We start from the raw sequence: 12,517 nt of genomic DNA, 5'->3' as shown, positions 1-12,517 counted from the left end.
TACTTTACAAGGATACAAAAACTATGTTTAAAAACCTGAAACTCTCCACAAAAATAACCATTATAAGTTGCACATTATCGCTTATTTCTCTTATTGTTGTAACTAGTGTTGTTGCATTTAAGACATTAGCTATTAAAGATAAAGATAGCATAAAATACATGACTAGCGAATTAAAAAAAGATGCGAATGACATTTCTATATTTCTAACTAGGGCCTTGCAAAGTTCTCGTATTATTGCCGAATCTATATCAGGAGCCATAGAACAAGACAGTAAATTATCACCGGATTCTATAGGTGATATGTTTATGAGGATACAACAAAGTAATCCTGAGTTTATGAGTATTTGGTTTATGAGTGCAAATGAAAAATTTTATAACAAATACCAAGATGGTGGAGATGAATTACTATATGCTGAAAACGGACTTTTTGCACCTTGGAGTGTAAATAGTAGTGGAACTCCGAAACTAGCCAAAAGAACAAAAGAGTATAGAGATGCTTTTTATTTTACTATTGCTAGGGACACTAAAAAACCAGCTATATTAGATCCTTATTTTTATAATTTCAATGGAGCCGATGTTTTAATAACATCTTTTACTGTGCCAGTTTACGCTAAAGGTAAATTTGTAGGAACTATGGGTATAGCTATGAATATAGAAAAGATACAAGAGATAGTAGATTCTATCAAACTATACAAAACAGATTATGCGCTACTTATGTCACACAAAGGAAATCTTATAACCTATAAGGATAAAAATTTAATAGGGAAAAATCTACTTGAAATAAATCCTGATGCACAACCTATTGTAGATGCACTATTTGACACAAAACCTTTAGAGATTGAAATTGTTTCTAATATTACTAATAAAAAGTCTAAAGTTATATACTCAGCTGTTGAGATAGACAATTTTGATAAAAACTGGGGTATTGTTTTGACTGCTAATCCTGATGAAATAACACAAGAAGCAAGATCTTTAAGAAATTTTATGATAATAATATCCGCTATATCTATAATAATTTTAATGATAATCATGTGGACATACTCAAAAACATTGGGCAAAAGAATGTTTAATATAGGTGAGGATTTAAAAAGCTTTTTTGATTATCTAAATTACAAAATAGCTAAACCTAACTTTGTTGAGGTTTCATCAAATGATGAAATAGGTCAAATGGGAACACTAATAAATGAAAATATCAAACAAATCCAAGATGGTAAAACACAAGAAAACAACTTTATCCAACAAGCAAATCACTTTGTTGATAAGATAAAAGATGGTGATTTTACAGCTACATTAGATGCTAATACAAATAACCCAGCACTTAATCAATTAAAACAAACATTTAAAGAGCTTCAAGAAGCATTGCAAGAAGCAATAGCAAAAGATGGTCAAGATGTATTAAGATTACTTGATTCATATAAAAGACAAGACTTTACATCAAGACTTGATGATGAAGGTAGAATGGCTAGTGGTGTAAATTTACTTGGTGAAGAAATAACAAATATGCTTAAAAACAATCTAAAACAAGCAGAAACACTACAACAAAAAGCTCAAATACTATCAAGCTCTATGGATGAATTAACAAATGGAGCAAACTCACAAGCAAGTTCTTTACAAGAGAGTGCAGCAGCAGTAGAAGAGATGAGCAGTTCAATGAATGCAATATCTCAAAAAACACAAGATGTTATAAGACAATCAGAAGAGATTAAAAACATAATAACAATAATAAGAGATATAGCAGATCAAACAAATCTATTAGCACTTAATGCAGCTATAGAAGCAGCAAGAGCAGGAGAACATGGTAGAGGCTTTGCAGTTGTTGCTGATGAAGTAAGAAAACTAGCAGAAAGAACTCAAAAATCATTAGGAGAGATAGAAGCAAATACAAATGTATTAGCTCAATCAATAAATGAAATGAGTGAGTCTATAAAAGAGCAAGCAGAAGGTATTAATATGATTAATAAATCTGTTTCAGAAGTAGATATGCTAACTCAACAAAATGTTAAAATAGCAAACAACACAAATCAAATTACATTAGAAGTAGATGGTATGGCTAAGACTATAGTTGAAGATGTAAGGAAGAAGAAGTTTTAGGTCCATGAGTCTGTATTTTAGATTATGTTGTCTCAAAAAATAAGACATAGTGTAAACATTTATTGGATAAAAATCATATTTATCCAATAAATTAAAACATTAAATGTTATTTTAAACTATTAAAATGTAAAATTAGCACGAAAATTAAATATAAAAGGTTTAACATGAAAAAAGTTTCTAACAAACTAGGCGTTGTTATATTATGTTTACTTGTAGCTTCTTTTTCAATATTTGCATTTCAGAGCTACAAAGAAACATCATCGGTAATCACAAGTCTCTCAAAAGAGGCAAAAAAAGTCGCTTCGTTATCAATGAGGATATTTATAGAAAGCTACTTTGTTGACAATATAGGTCTTATAAAAGATGTAAAAAGACATCTAGAAGAAAATCCTTATTTGCTAGACAATGAAGAATTGCTAAAAGAGGATTTGATAAAATATGCAACATCTCCGGCTTCTAACGGTGTATATGTAATCAGAGAAAAACAAGGCGATTTGATTGCTGCAGAAAATAGACATAATGGAAATATACTATTTAATGTATATACAAAAGAAAAAGATCATTATAATGCTAAATCAAAAGAATACTATAAAAAAGCTGTGGAAAAAAGAGATATTTATTTTACTAATCCACATGTTGATGAACTTACTAGTAAAAATGCTATAACCATATCTGCCCCTTTTTATTCTAATGGAAAACTTTTAGGAGTTATACGCACAGATGTATTTATAGAAAAATTAAAAGTATTATCTGATGTCAAGGATAGTGAAACAAGTACTATAAATATTGTTGATATGGATACTTTAAAAATGGTTTATCACCCAAACCCTAACTATATAATGTCCAATGATCCTACTCTTTTAAATTTAACAAAACATTTTATAGATGAATATCAGCAAAACAAAGAAGAGGCATTTAACTACACCTTCAACGGAGTAAATAAAATAGGTGCATGTCAAGCATATAAACAGGCTAATTGGTTAATTTGTTCTGGTAATGCATTGTCTGATTATGATACAGAGCTAAATGGAGTGATTACTCACCAAGCTATATTTTCTATTATTTTCATAATAGTTATAGTTGCTATATTGCTTTATACGGTCAATTATTTTTTAAAGCCTATATCTTCTATAAGTGCTGGTTTGGCTTCATTTTTTCAATTTCTAAATTATGAAATAAAAGAGCCTATAAGAACAAATGTTTCTTCACAAGACGAATTTGGCGAAATGGCAACAATGATAAACGAAAACATAGCTAAAATCCAAGATGGTAAAACACAAGAAAACAACTTTATCCAACAAGCAAATCACTTTGTTGATAAGATAAAAGATGGTGATTTTACAGCTACATTAGATGCTAATACAAATAACCCAGCACTTAATCAATTAAAACAAACATTTAAAGAGCTTCAAGAAGCATTGCAAGAAGCAATAGCAAAAGATGGTCAAGATGTATTAAGATTACTTGATTCATATAAAAGACAAGACTTTACATCAAGACTTGATGATGAAGGTAGAATGGCTAGTGGTGTAAATTTACTTGGTGAAGAAATAACAAATATGCTTAAAAACAATCTAAAACAAGCAGAAACACTACAACAAAAAGCTCAAATACTATCAAGCTCTATGGATGAATTAACAAATGGAGCAAACTCACAAGCAAGTTCTTTACAAGAGAGTGCAGCAGCAGTAGAAGAGATGAGCAGTTCAATGAATGCAATATCTCAAAAAACACAAGATGTTATAAGACAATCAGAAGAGATTAAAAACATAATAACAATAATAAGAGATATAGCAGATCAAACAAATCTATTAGCACTTAATGCAGCTATAGAAGCAGCAAGAGCAGGAGAACATGGTAGAGGCTTTGCAGTTGTTGCTGATGAAGTAAGGAAACTAGCAGAAAGAACTCAAAAATCATTAGGAGAGATAGAAGCAAATACAAATGTATTAGCTCAATCGATAAATGAAATGAGTGAATCTATAAAAGAACAAGCAGAAGGTATTAATATGATTAATAAATCTGTTTCAGAAGTAGATATGCTAACTCAACAAAATGTTAAAATAGCAAACAACACAAATCAAATTACATTAGAAGTAGATGGTATGGCTAAGACTATAGTTGAAGATGTAAGGAAGAAGAAGTTTTAACACTAACTAAATATAAATACTCCCTATAAATGGGAGTATTTATTTATATACGCTTTTTATTCCATAACCAAAATTCATTATTTATTATTACTAAATTTTTTATTATGTTAACGTACAACTACTAACTATCATATTTATATATTAAATCTATTTGGCTTATAAGTATACAATATTATAAGAAATTATAAACTATAAAAAATAATAATTTTTATGTTTTTATGTATCATAATAAAATTGTTTCAATATGTTATCAATCAAATATTTTATATCAGTACGAATTTTTAGTTTTTTGTATATTGCAAATATTATAATTGTATACTATAAAATAAAATTTTATAATAAAAGCAAAAAAGAAATATAATAGGGAAAAATTTAATAGTTAAGAATAGCAAAAAAAATAATTAAACCAACTATAGATTATAATATAAAAACTATACTTGGCTTAAAATTTCTGCTTTGCCATTTACAACAGCTACACAGTGTTCGTAGTGGCTAGTATTTAGACCATCTTTTGATGTTACTTTCCATTTGTCTTTACCTATAACTGGTGTGCCATCTAGCTGACATATCATAGGCTCTAAACAAAATACCATGCCATTTTTTATCTTTGGTCCGGCTTTTGGGTTGTTTCCTTCAAGATAGTTTGGTATCTCTGGCTCTTCATGTGGGCGTTTTCCTATACCGTGTCCGCAAAAACCACGTAATGGAACAAATCCACGACCGAGTATAAATTTTTCTAGCTCATAGGATAGCTCTTTAAAGTGCATTCCAGCTTTGATATAATCAATAGCAAAATAAAGTGCATCTTTGCTGCATGCTATAAGCTCTTCATCTTTTTTAGATATAGTCCCAACAGGAAAAGTCCTAGCGCTATCTCCAAAATAGCCATCTAAATTTGAGCCAAGATCAACACCTACTATGTCGCCCTCTTTTAGTATTGTATTATCTGGTATGCCGTGTATTACTACTTCGTTTAAACTTATACAAGCTGTATTTGGAAAACCATAAAGCCCTTTAAAAGCTGGTTTTGCTCCAGATGATCTTATCATATCTTCACACACCTTGTCTATCTCAAGAAGTGATACACCTGGCTTGATAAACTCTGCTATATAGTCTAAAGTTCGAGCGACAATTTCATTTGCCGCTCTAAGCTTTTCAATCTCATTAGGTCTTTTTAAACCGATTGCCATTATAAGCCTACCGCACTTAAAGTTTGATATTTATTCATATAAATTTGAGCCTCTATACGTCTCATTGTGTCAAGCGCAACAGAAACAACAATTAGCACAGAAGTACCTCCAAAATAAAATGGAACACCCATAAATTTAACCAATACCCAAGGCAATGTAGATATCAAACCTAAATAAATAGCACCACTAAAAGTAAGCCTACTAGCAACTTCATTTAGATAATGTGCTGTATTTTCTCCGGGTCTAACACCAGGTATAAAACCACCTTGTCTTTTTAAATTCTCACTTATATCTTTTGTGTTAAAGGTTATAGAAGCATAAAAATATGCGAAAAACAATATAAATAAAAATGTTAAAAAGTTAAATACATAGCTATTTGGGTTTAAAAAGTCATAAACCGCTTGAACGTATGAATTTGTACTTGCTTGCATTATTGTGCTTGGAAACATCAAAATCGCACTAGCAAAAATAGGTGGAATAACACCACTTAAATTGACTTTTATAGGTATATAGTTCATTATTCTCTTGTTTTGATTTTGCATTACTACTTTACGTGAATATGAGATAGGAATACGTCTCTCTCCCATTTCAACAAAGATAATAATACCTATAGTTAATAAAACAATTAGGAAAATACCTATAACAGCTAAGAAATTCATCTCGCCGGTATTTACTAAGTTTATAGTTCCACTTATCGCACTTGGAATTCCAGAAACTATACCAGCAAAAATTATCAAGCTTATACCGTTTCCTATACCTCTTTGTGTTATTTGCTCACCTATCCACATAAGAAGCATTGTTCCAGTAAGCATAGAAGCAGCCGCTATCGCTATAAATAAGTTCATATCTATCATAATAGCTTGTTCGCCATTTTGTCCGTTAAGACTTTGTAGCCCTACACTAACACCAATAGCTTGAACGATTGTTATAACTATAGTTGCATATCTAATGATTTGCATGTATTTTTGCATACCATCACGCTCTTTTTTTAGCTTAGCCAAATTTGGGAAAGTAGCTGCTAATAGCTCCATGATAATTGAAGCTGTGATGTATGGCATAATTCCAAGAGATATAATACTAAGACGCTCAGCGGCTTTACCGCTAAACATATTAAATAAACCTAGTGCGTTACTGCTGTTTGAGTTAAAAAAATCTTTAATCACATCTACATTAACGCCAGGAACTGGCACATAAGCCAGTATCCTATATGCAAATAAAAATGCCAACGTGATTAATATCTTGTTGGTCAATGCTTTATTCATTACTTTTGTCCGCTAACGATAACGTTACTGTCTTTTACTTTTGAAGCAAGATCTTTTGCACTAGCTCCGATAAGTTTGATTTTATTTACGCTTTTTGAAATTTTATGAACAGAAGCTATAGTAGCTATAGTAATTTCACTTAACTCTTTTATAGCTGTTATTTTTTCAACATTTATAGCGTAAGGTTTTTCAAATTTTGAAGTAAAGCCTACTTTAGGAAGACGTCTTTGAAGAGGTTGTTGTCCACCCTCAAAACCACGCTTCTCATTATAACCTTTTCTTGCTCTTTGACCTTTGTGACCTTTACCAGCTGTTTTGCCTTGTCCACTTCCTTGACCACGACCCAATCTTTTGATTTCTCTTGTTGAGCCTGGTGCTGGGGTTAATTTTTCTAATGCCATATTTCTTATCCTTTAAGCATGCTAAGTGCTTTTATAGTAGCACGAACAACGTTTGCAGAGTTGTTTGAGCCCAGAGATTTAGTTAAAATATCCTTAACGCCAGCAAGTTCTAAGATAGGACGAGTACTACCACCAGCTATAACACCAGTACCTTCACTAGCTGGACGTAATAAAACACGGCTAGCGTTATATTTAACTTCAATATCGTGAGGTATAGTAGAACCCTTTAGCTTAACATTGATAATGTTTTTAAATGCATCATCTATAGCTTTACGCATAGCATCAGGAACTTCTTTTGCTTTACCATATCCAAAGCCAACCAAGCCATTTCTATTTCCAACTACAACAAGCGCTGTAAATCTGAATCTACGTCCACCTTTTACAACCTTTGTAACCCTTCCGATATCAACAATTACTTCTTCGAATTCTTCTTTATTATACTTTTGCATTGATTTTCCTTTGGGTTATAGCTTGATGCCATTTTCTCTTAATGCGTCAGCAAATGCTGCAACAACACCATGATACAAATAGCCATTTCTGTCAAATACACCGGCACTAATACCTTTTGCTTTTAAAGTGTTAGCAAATTCTTTAGCGATAATTGCAGCACCTTCTTTGTTTGCTTTTATTCCTAGTTTTTTACCATTAGCTGAAGCTATTGTTGTAGCAGTTACATCATTTATAGCTTGAACATATAGAGTTCTATTTGATTTAAAAATAGAGATTCTTGGATTTTGCTCGCAACCTGAAATTTTAGATCTAACCCTCTTTTTTCTCTTAATTCTAAGAGCAAGTTTTCTTTTTAATACTTTTGCTGTCATTACTTATCCCTTACTTCTTAGATGTTTTACCCGCTTTGCGGATTATACGTTCTTCTAGATATTTAACACCTTTTCCTTTATATGGCTCAGGTGGTCTAAAACCTCTAATTTGAGCTGCTGCTTGACCAATAACTTGTTTATCATTTCCTTTTAAGGTGATAACGTTTCTTTCAACAGTTGCTTCTATGCCCTCAGGTAGTTCATAATTTACAAGGTGAGAAAAACCTAAAGCTAATTCTAGAATTTTTCCTTTTACAGCTGCTTTATAACCAACACCATTTATCTCAAGTTGTCTTGTAAAACCTTGAGTTAGTCCGATTATTATATTGTTAGTTAAAGCTCTATAAGTTCCCCAATATGCTCTACTTTGTCTATCGTCGCCCTTAGAAGAGAAAACAACTTCATTGTTTTCTATTTTTACTTCAACGTTACCTTTAGTATCAAGCTCTTTTACGCTATTGCCCTTTTTAAATTTAAGGACATTATTTTCAAAGCTAACATCTACACCTGATGGGATAGATATCGGCTGTTTTCCTATACGTGACATTATTTTCCTTTTACTTGTCTAGGGTGTTTTTACAATCAAGAATCAACACCACAATGCCGTAAAATTGATTGTCTTTTAAGACAAAAACTTTAAAAAGCCTAGTATAAAACCAAGCTTTTTATTTTATTACCAAACTGTGCAGATGATTTCGCCACCAACGCCAGCTTTGTGAGCTTCTATACCACTCATAACGCCTTTGCTAGTACTAACTACGATAGTTCCGTAACCATTTTTAAAACGTTTTATATCATCTTTACCTTGATATACTCTACGTCCTGGTGTAGAAACTCTTTTTAGCTCGTTTATTACACTTCTGCCATACTCATCGTATTTTAACACAACATTTATAAATTTCTTATTGTCTTCTTCAACAACGTTAAAGCTTTCAATATAACCTTTTTGCGCCAAAACATTTAAAGTAGCCTCAACAACTTTAGAGTGTAAAAGCTTAGCAGTTTCAAGCTTTCTCATTGCAGCATTTCTTATGCGTGTTAGTCCGTCTGCTATTAAATCATTTAACATATTTATTCCTTACCAACTTGCTTTTTTAAGACCTGGTATTAGTCCTTCATTAGCCATTTTTCTTAGGCAAACACGACAAATTCCAAAATCTTTATAAACAGAGTGCGGACGACCGCAAATTTGACATCTTGTATAGCCGCGCACTTTAAATTTAGGCTTGCGAGCAGCTTTTGCTATCATTGATTTTTTTGCCATCTTACTTTCCTTTTGCAAATGGCATACCAAATAACTCTAACAATTTGAATGCCTCTTTATCGTTCTTAGCTGTTGTAGCTATAGTTATGTTCATACCGTGTGTTCTTAGTATTTTATCATACTCAACTTCAGGAAACATAAGTTGTTCATTAAGACCAAAGTTATAGTTTCCTCTTCCATCAAAACCACTTCTAGAAAGTCCACGGAAGTCTTTAACTCTTGGTAATGCTACACTTATAAGCTTATCTAAAAATGCATACATACGGTCTTTTCTTAATGTTACCTTGATACCAACAGGGTAACCTTCACGAACCTTAAAACCTGCAACAGATTTTTTTGCATTACAAATAACAGCTTTTTGTCCAGCTATCAAAGATATAGTATCAGCCATATTTTGAAGTATCTTTTGATCCTTTGCAGAATCATTAGCACCAACACTTATAACAACTTTCTCTATAGCAGGAATAAGCATAGGATTTTTAATATCAAATTCTTTTGTTAGAGCTGCTTTGATACTTTCGTTATATTTCTCTTTTAATCTCATAGCTCTTACTCCTCAACTTTCGCAACATTTGAGATATCTATTGGCATCTCTTTATTGATATGTCCACCATTTGGAGTTTTTTCGCTTGGCTTTATAGCTTTTTTTGCAATTTTGCAACCTTCAACTATAACTTGACCTTTTTTAGCAATAACAGATAAAACTTTACCTGTTTTTCCTTTGTCGTCGCCAGCTATAACTTTTACAGTGTCACCTTTTTTGATTTTAAATTTAACATTTGCCATTATAGAACCTCCGGTGCTAGTGAAACAATTTTCATAAAGTTAGCATATCTAACTTCACGGCCAACAGGTCCAAATATACGTGTTCCAACAGGTTCTCTTTTGTTATCAAGTATAACAGCAGCGTTCTCATCAAATCTGATAAGAGAGCCATTATCTCTATGAACCTCTTTTTTTGTTCTAACAACAACAGCTTTTACAACTTGACCTTTTTTGATCTTACCGTTTGGAAGAGCCTTTTTTACAGAGCAAATAATAATATCTCCAAGTGTCGCATATCTTCTTTTGCTACCACCTAAAACTTTTATACACATTAATTCTTTTGCACCGCTGTTATCAGCAACCGCAAGTCTTGTAAAACTTTGAATCATTATTCAACTCCCTTTGCAACAATAGCTTTTAATCTAAAACTTTTGCGTGCTGAAATTGGTCTGCATTCTATTGCTACAACAGTATCGCCTGCTTTTGTTTCATTTTTTTCATCATGAACTAAATATTTTTTAAAGCGCTTTACAAATTTGTGGTATCTTGGATGCATAACGCGTCTTTCAACCAAAATAGTAGCTGTTTTGTCTCCAGCTTTTTGTAAAACTACGCCTTGAATTTCTCTTTTTAATGCCATCTTTTACCCCTTACTTTGAAGCACTAATTGCAGTATTGATTTGTGCTATCTCTTTTTTCACAGCACCTATCTCATTAGGGTTACTTAACTGCATAGTTTTTAACTTTTGCTTTAGTGTAAATAAAAGCACCTTCTTCTCTTTTAGCATAGCGTTTAACTCAGTAACGCTTTTTTCTTTCAACTCAGTATATTTCATTTTCACTCTCTCGCGTTACAAATTTTGTCTTAAATGGCAATTTATGCATCGCTAAAGTTAGTGCTTCTTTTGCAAGCTCTTCACTAACACCAGCCATTTCATAAATTATACGACCAGGCTTAATATTCATTACCCATTCTTCAACACCTGCTTTACCTTTACCCATACGAGTTTGAAGTGGCTTTTTGGTTAGTGGTTTATCTGGAAACACTCTAATCCAAATTTTTGCCTGTCTTTTAACATGACGAGTAAGTGCTTGACGAGCGGCCTCTATTTGGCGTGAGTTTACTCTACCAGCTTCAACTGCTTTTATAGCAAATTCACCAGTTGATAAACTTGCACCACGAGTTGCATAGCCGCGGTTACGCCCTTTCATTTGCTTACGAAATTTCGTTCTTTTAGGCATCAACATAACTATTTACCTCTTCTTGCTCTACGTGGTTTTTTTGGTGCATCATCTTCAGTTTTGTCAGCTTGAACGCCTTTTTGAAGAACCTCACCTTTGAATATCCATACTTTAATACCTATGTTTCCATAAGTTGTATGTGCTTCAGCAAAACCATAATCAATCTTTGCTCTAAGTGTATGAAGTGGAACACGGCCTTCTAGATACCATTCTGTTCTAGCCATTTCTGCACCACCTAAACGTCCAGCTACTGATATTTTAATACCTTTAGCACCAGACTTTTGAGCACCTTGAATAACTTTTTTCATTGCACGACGGAAAGCAACACGACGCTCAAGTTGCATAGCAACATTTTCAGCTGCTAATTGAGCTGATGCTTGCGCTTTTCTTTCCTCTTTGATGTTGATATTAACATCTTTGCCGATTAATTTTGCAACATCATTTTTTAATATTTCAACATCTTGTCCTTTTTTACCGATGATGATACCAGGACGAGCAGCAACAACTGTAACACGAAGTTTTTTAGCTGTTCTTTCTATTAAAATTTGACTAATTCCTGCATAATATAGTTTTTTCTTTAAAAAAGCACGAATTTTATAATCTTCACCTATGCTTTCAGCAAGACTTTCTTTAGCAGGAAACCATCTTGATTCCCAATTACGATTTATACCAAGTCTAAGACCTATCGGATTTACTTTTTGTCCCATATTATGCTTCCTTCTGTGCTTTTGATACTTCTACCAATATATGAGAAGTTGGTTTGCGAATTCTACTCGCACTTCCTCTTGCTCTTGGTCTAAATCTCTTAAGAACTGGACCTGCATCAACGCGACAACTACTTACAACAACCTCTTCTGGCTCAAAACCGCCATTAGCTACAGCTGAACTAATAGCATTTGCTATAAATTTAGCTCCACGATTTGGCATAAATTGAAGGCTTGCAAGAGCAAGTTCAGCATTCATTCCTTGAACCTCACGAGCTATAAGTCTAGCTTTTGTTGGAGAAAGTCTTACAAATTTTATTATTGATTTACTCATGACTTCCACCTTACTTGCCTATTTTTTTCTGCACTGAGCCTTTGTGACCCTTAAATGTGCGTGTTGGAGAAAATTCGCCAAGTTTATAACCAATGTGGTTTTCTGTTACATATACAGGTATAAAACTTTTACCGTTATGAACATTAAAAGTTAATCCAATCATTTCAGGCACAATCGTACTGCGTCTTGACCATGTTTTGATTGGTTTATTGTCGTTTGCGCTTTTAGCAGAAACAACTTTTTTCATTACATGCTCATCTACGAAAGGACCTTTTTTGAGTGATCTTGCCATCT

19 protein-coding genes and 2 pseudogenes are annotated in these 12,517 nt (G+C 32.6%); 4 read left to right on the top strand and 17 right to left on the bottom strand.

The window, feature by feature from the left end; genetic code table 11:
• Positions 1-23: 23 nt before the first annotated feature.
• From CPIN17260_RS09635 to CPIN17260_RS09295, 4 genes and pseudogenes are all read left to right on the top strand, one after another.
• Positions 24-920, top strand: a pseudogene (locus CPIN17260_RS09635) (PDC sensor domain-containing protein); the annotation flags it as partial.
• A gap of 63 nt (positions 921-983) precedes the next feature.
• On the top strand, positions 984-2,090 hold the full coding sequence (locus CPIN17260_RS09630; protein ID WP_418225732.1) for a methyl-accepting chemotaxis protein: 1,107 nt from the start codon (positions 984-986) through the stop codon (positions 2,088-2,090).
• 164 nt (positions 2,091-2,254) lie between these two features.
• Positions 2,255-2,818 (top strand): annotated as a pseudogene (locus CPIN17260_RS09625) (cache domain-containing protein); the annotation flags it as partial.
• Between the two features lie 66 nt (positions 2,819-2,884).
• Entirely contained in the window at positions 2,885-4,240 is a 1,356-nt protein-coding gene (locus tag CPIN17260_RS09295; protein ID WP_418225731.1) for a methyl-accepting chemotaxis protein, read from the top strand.
• A gap of 431 nt (positions 4,241-4,671) precedes the next feature.
• Here the strand turns inward: CPIN17260_RS09295 and map are convergent, their stop codons facing one another.
• The 17 genes from map to rpsS all read right to left on the bottom strand — a co-directional run bounded on the left by map (position 4,672) and on the right by rpsS (position 12,515).
• On the bottom strand, positions 4,672-5,430 hold the full coding sequence (gene map / locus CPIN17260_RS00755; RefSeq protein ID WP_078405788.1) for a type I methionyl aminopeptidase: 759 nt from the start codon (positions 5,428-5,430) through the stop codon (positions 4,672-4,674).
• Positions 5,430-6,692, bottom strand: a complete 1,263-nt coding sequence (gene secY / locus CPIN17260_RS00750; protein WP_069633334.1) for a preprotein translocase subunit SecY — start codon at positions 6,690-6,692, stop codon at positions 5,430-5,432. The genes map and secY overlap by 1 nt, the downstream gene beginning before the upstream one ends.
• A complete protein-coding gene (gene rplO / locus CPIN17260_RS00745; protein ID WP_069637075.1) occupies positions 6,692-7,093 on the bottom strand; it encodes a 50S ribosomal protein L15 in 402 nt (133 codons plus the stop codon). Before rplO ends, secY begins: the two co-directional genes overlap by 1 nt.
• A 5-nt stretch (positions 7,094-7,098) precedes the next feature.
• A complete protein-coding gene (gene rpsE, locus CPIN17260_RS00740; protein ID WP_069633336.1) occupies positions 7,099-7,542 on the bottom strand; it encodes a 30S ribosomal protein S5 in 444 nt (147 codons plus the stop codon).
• A gap of 15 nt (positions 7,543-7,557) precedes the next feature.
• Positions 7,558-7,914, bottom strand: coding sequence for a 50S ribosomal protein L18 (gene rplR / locus CPIN17260_RS00735; protein WP_069637076.1), 357 nt, complete (start codon positions 7,912-7,914; stop codon positions 7,558-7,560).
• Between the two features lie 10 nt (positions 7,915-7,924).
• Positions 7,925-8,461, bottom strand: coding sequence for a 50S ribosomal protein L6 (rplF, locus tag CPIN17260_RS00730; protein ID WP_069633338.1), 537 nt, complete (start codon positions 8,459-8,461; stop codon positions 7,925-7,927).
• Positions 8,462-8,587: 126 nt separating this feature from the next.
• A complete protein-coding gene (gene rpsH, locus CPIN17260_RS00725; RefSeq protein ID WP_069633339.1) occupies positions 8,588-8,983 on the bottom strand; it encodes a 30S ribosomal protein S8 in 396 nt (131 codons plus the stop codon).
• A 9-nt stretch (positions 8,984-8,992) separates the two neighbouring features.
• A complete protein-coding gene (locus tag CPIN17260_RS00720) occupies positions 8,993-9,178 on the bottom strand; it encodes a type Z 30S ribosomal protein S14 (protein ID WP_069633340.1) in 186 nt (61 codons plus the stop codon).
• A 1-nt stretch (position 9,179) separates the two neighbouring features.
• Entirely contained in the window at positions 9,180-9,722 is a 543-nt protein-coding gene (gene rplE, locus CPIN17260_RS00715; protein ID WP_069633341.1) for a 50S ribosomal protein L5, read from the bottom strand.
• Between the two features lie 5 nt (positions 9,723-9,727).
• Complete coding sequence (gene rplX / locus CPIN17260_RS00710; RefSeq protein WP_078397602.1) at positions 9,728-9,964, bottom strand: 50S ribosomal protein L24; 237 nt, start codon at positions 9,962-9,964, stop codon at positions 9,728-9,730.
• Positions 9,964-10,332 carry a 50S ribosomal protein L14 gene (gene rplN, locus CPIN17260_RS00705; RefSeq protein ID WP_069633343.1) on the bottom strand — a complete coding sequence of 123 codons (369 nt, stop codon included), beginning with the start codon at positions 10,330-10,332 and terminating at the stop codon, positions 9,964-9,966. The genes rplX and rplN overlap by 1 nt, the downstream gene beginning before the upstream one ends.
• Entirely contained in the window at positions 10,332-10,583 is a 252-nt protein-coding gene (rpsQ, locus tag CPIN17260_RS00700) for a 30S ribosomal protein S17 (protein WP_078440404.1), read from the bottom strand. The genes rplN and rpsQ overlap by 1 nt, the downstream gene beginning before the upstream one ends.
• A gap of 10 nt (positions 10,584-10,593) precedes the next feature.
• A complete protein-coding gene (gene rpmC, locus CPIN17260_RS00695; protein ID WP_069633345.1) occupies positions 10,594-10,779 on the bottom strand; it encodes a 50S ribosomal protein L29 in 186 nt (61 codons plus the stop codon).
• Positions 10,766-11,191, bottom strand: coding sequence for a 50S ribosomal protein L16 (gene rplP / locus CPIN17260_RS00690; protein ID WP_069633346.1), 426 nt, complete (start codon positions 11,189-11,191; stop codon positions 10,766-10,768). The genes rpmC and rplP overlap by 14 nt, the downstream gene beginning before the upstream one ends.
• A gap of 2 nt (positions 11,192-11,193) precedes the next feature.
• Positions 11,194-11,892: a 30S ribosomal protein S3 gene (rpsC, locus tag CPIN17260_RS00685; RefSeq protein WP_069633347.1), complete on the bottom strand. Its 699-nt coding sequence runs from the start codon at positions 11,890-11,892 to the stop codon at positions 11,194-11,196.
• Between the two features lies 1 nt (position 11,893).
• Positions 11,894-12,223 carry a 50S ribosomal protein L22 gene (rplV, locus tag CPIN17260_RS00680; RefSeq protein ID WP_069633348.1) on the bottom strand — a complete coding sequence of 110 codons (330 nt, stop codon included), beginning with the start codon at positions 12,221-12,223 and terminating at the stop codon, positions 11,894-11,896.
• A 10-nt stretch (positions 12,224-12,233) separates the two neighbouring features.
• Entirely contained in the window at positions 12,234-12,515 is a 282-nt protein-coding gene (gene rpsS / locus CPIN17260_RS00675; RefSeq protein ID WP_069637802.1) for a 30S ribosomal protein S19, read from the bottom strand.
• Between the last annotated feature and the right edge of the window lie 2 nt (positions 12,516-12,517).

It is taken from the genome of Campylobacter pinnipediorum subsp. pinnipediorum (genome assembly GCF_002021925.1).
In the GTDB taxonomy this organism is placed as follows: domain Bacteria; phylum Campylobacterota; class Campylobacteria; order Campylobacterales; family Campylobacteraceae; genus Campylobacter_A; species Campylobacter_A pinnipediorum.
This window is presented reverse-complemented; position numbering and strand designations above follow the sequence as displayed.

Coding starts and splice junctions, on each gene's coding strand:
- CPIN17260_RS09630 (WP_418225732.1), top strand. CDS start 984: ATGATAATAATATCCGCTATATCTATAATAATTTTAATGATAATCATG.
- CPIN17260_RS09295 (WP_418225731.1), top strand. CDS start 2,885: ATGGATACTTTAAAAATGGTTTATCACCCAAACCCTAACTATATAATG.
- map (WP_078405788.1), bottom strand. CDS start 5,430: ATGGCAATCGGTTTAAAAAGACCTAATGAGATTGAAAAGCTTAGAGCG.
- secY (WP_069633334.1), bottom strand. CDS start 6,692: ATGAATAAAGCATTGACCAACAAGATATTAATCACGTTGGCATTTTTA.
- rplO (WP_069637075.1), bottom strand. CDS start 7,093: ATGGCATTAGAAAAATTAACCCCAGCACCAGGCTCAACAAGAGAAATC.
- rpsE (WP_069633336.1), bottom strand. CDS start 7,542: ATGCAAAAGTATAATAAAGAAGAATTCGAAGAAGTAATTGTTGATATC.
- rplR (WP_069637076.1), bottom strand. CDS start 7,914: ATGACAGCAAAAGTATTAAAAAGAAAACTTGCTCTTAGAATTAAGAGA.
- rplF (WP_069633338.1), bottom strand. CDS start 8,461: ATGTCACGTATAGGAAAACAGCCGATATCTATCCCATCAGGTGTAGAT.
- rpsH (WP_069633339.1), bottom strand. CDS start 8,983: ATGTTAAATGATTTAATAGCAGACGGACTAACACGCATAAGAAATGCT.
- CPIN17260_RS00720 (WP_069633340.1), bottom strand. CDS start 9,178: ATGGCAAAAAAATCAATGATAGCAAAAGCTGCTCGCAAGCCTAAATTT.
- rplE (WP_069633341.1), bottom strand. CDS start 9,722: ATGAGATTAAAAGAGAAATATAACGAAAGTATCAAAGCAGCTCTAACA.
- rplX (WP_078397602.1), bottom strand. CDS start 9,964: ATGGCAAATGTTAAATTTAAAATCAAAAAAGGTGACACTGTAAAAGTT.
- rplN (WP_069633343.1), bottom strand. CDS start 10,332: ATGATTCAAAGTTTTACAAGACTTGCGGTTGCTGATAACAGCGGTGCA.
- rpsQ (WP_078440404.1), bottom strand. CDS start 10,583: ATGGCATTAAAAAGAGAAATTCAAGGCGTAGTTTTACAAAAAGCTGGA.
- rpmC (WP_069633345.1), bottom strand. CDS start 10,779: ATGAAATATACTGAGTTGAAAGAAAAAAGCGTTACTGAGTTAAACGCT.
- rplP (WP_069633346.1), bottom strand. CDS start 11,191: ATGTTGATGCCTAAAAGAACGAAATTTCGTAAGCAAATGAAAGGGCGT.
- rpsC (WP_069633347.1), bottom strand. CDS start 11,892: ATGGGACAAAAAGTAAATCCGATAGGTCTTAGACTTGGTATAAATCGT.
- rplV (WP_069633348.1), bottom strand. CDS start 12,223: ATGAGTAAATCAATAATAAAATTTGTAAGACTTTCTCCAACAAAAGCT.
- rpsS (WP_069637802.1), bottom strand. CDS start 12,515: ATGGCAAGATCACTCAAAAAAGGTCCTTTCGTAGATGAGCATGTAATG.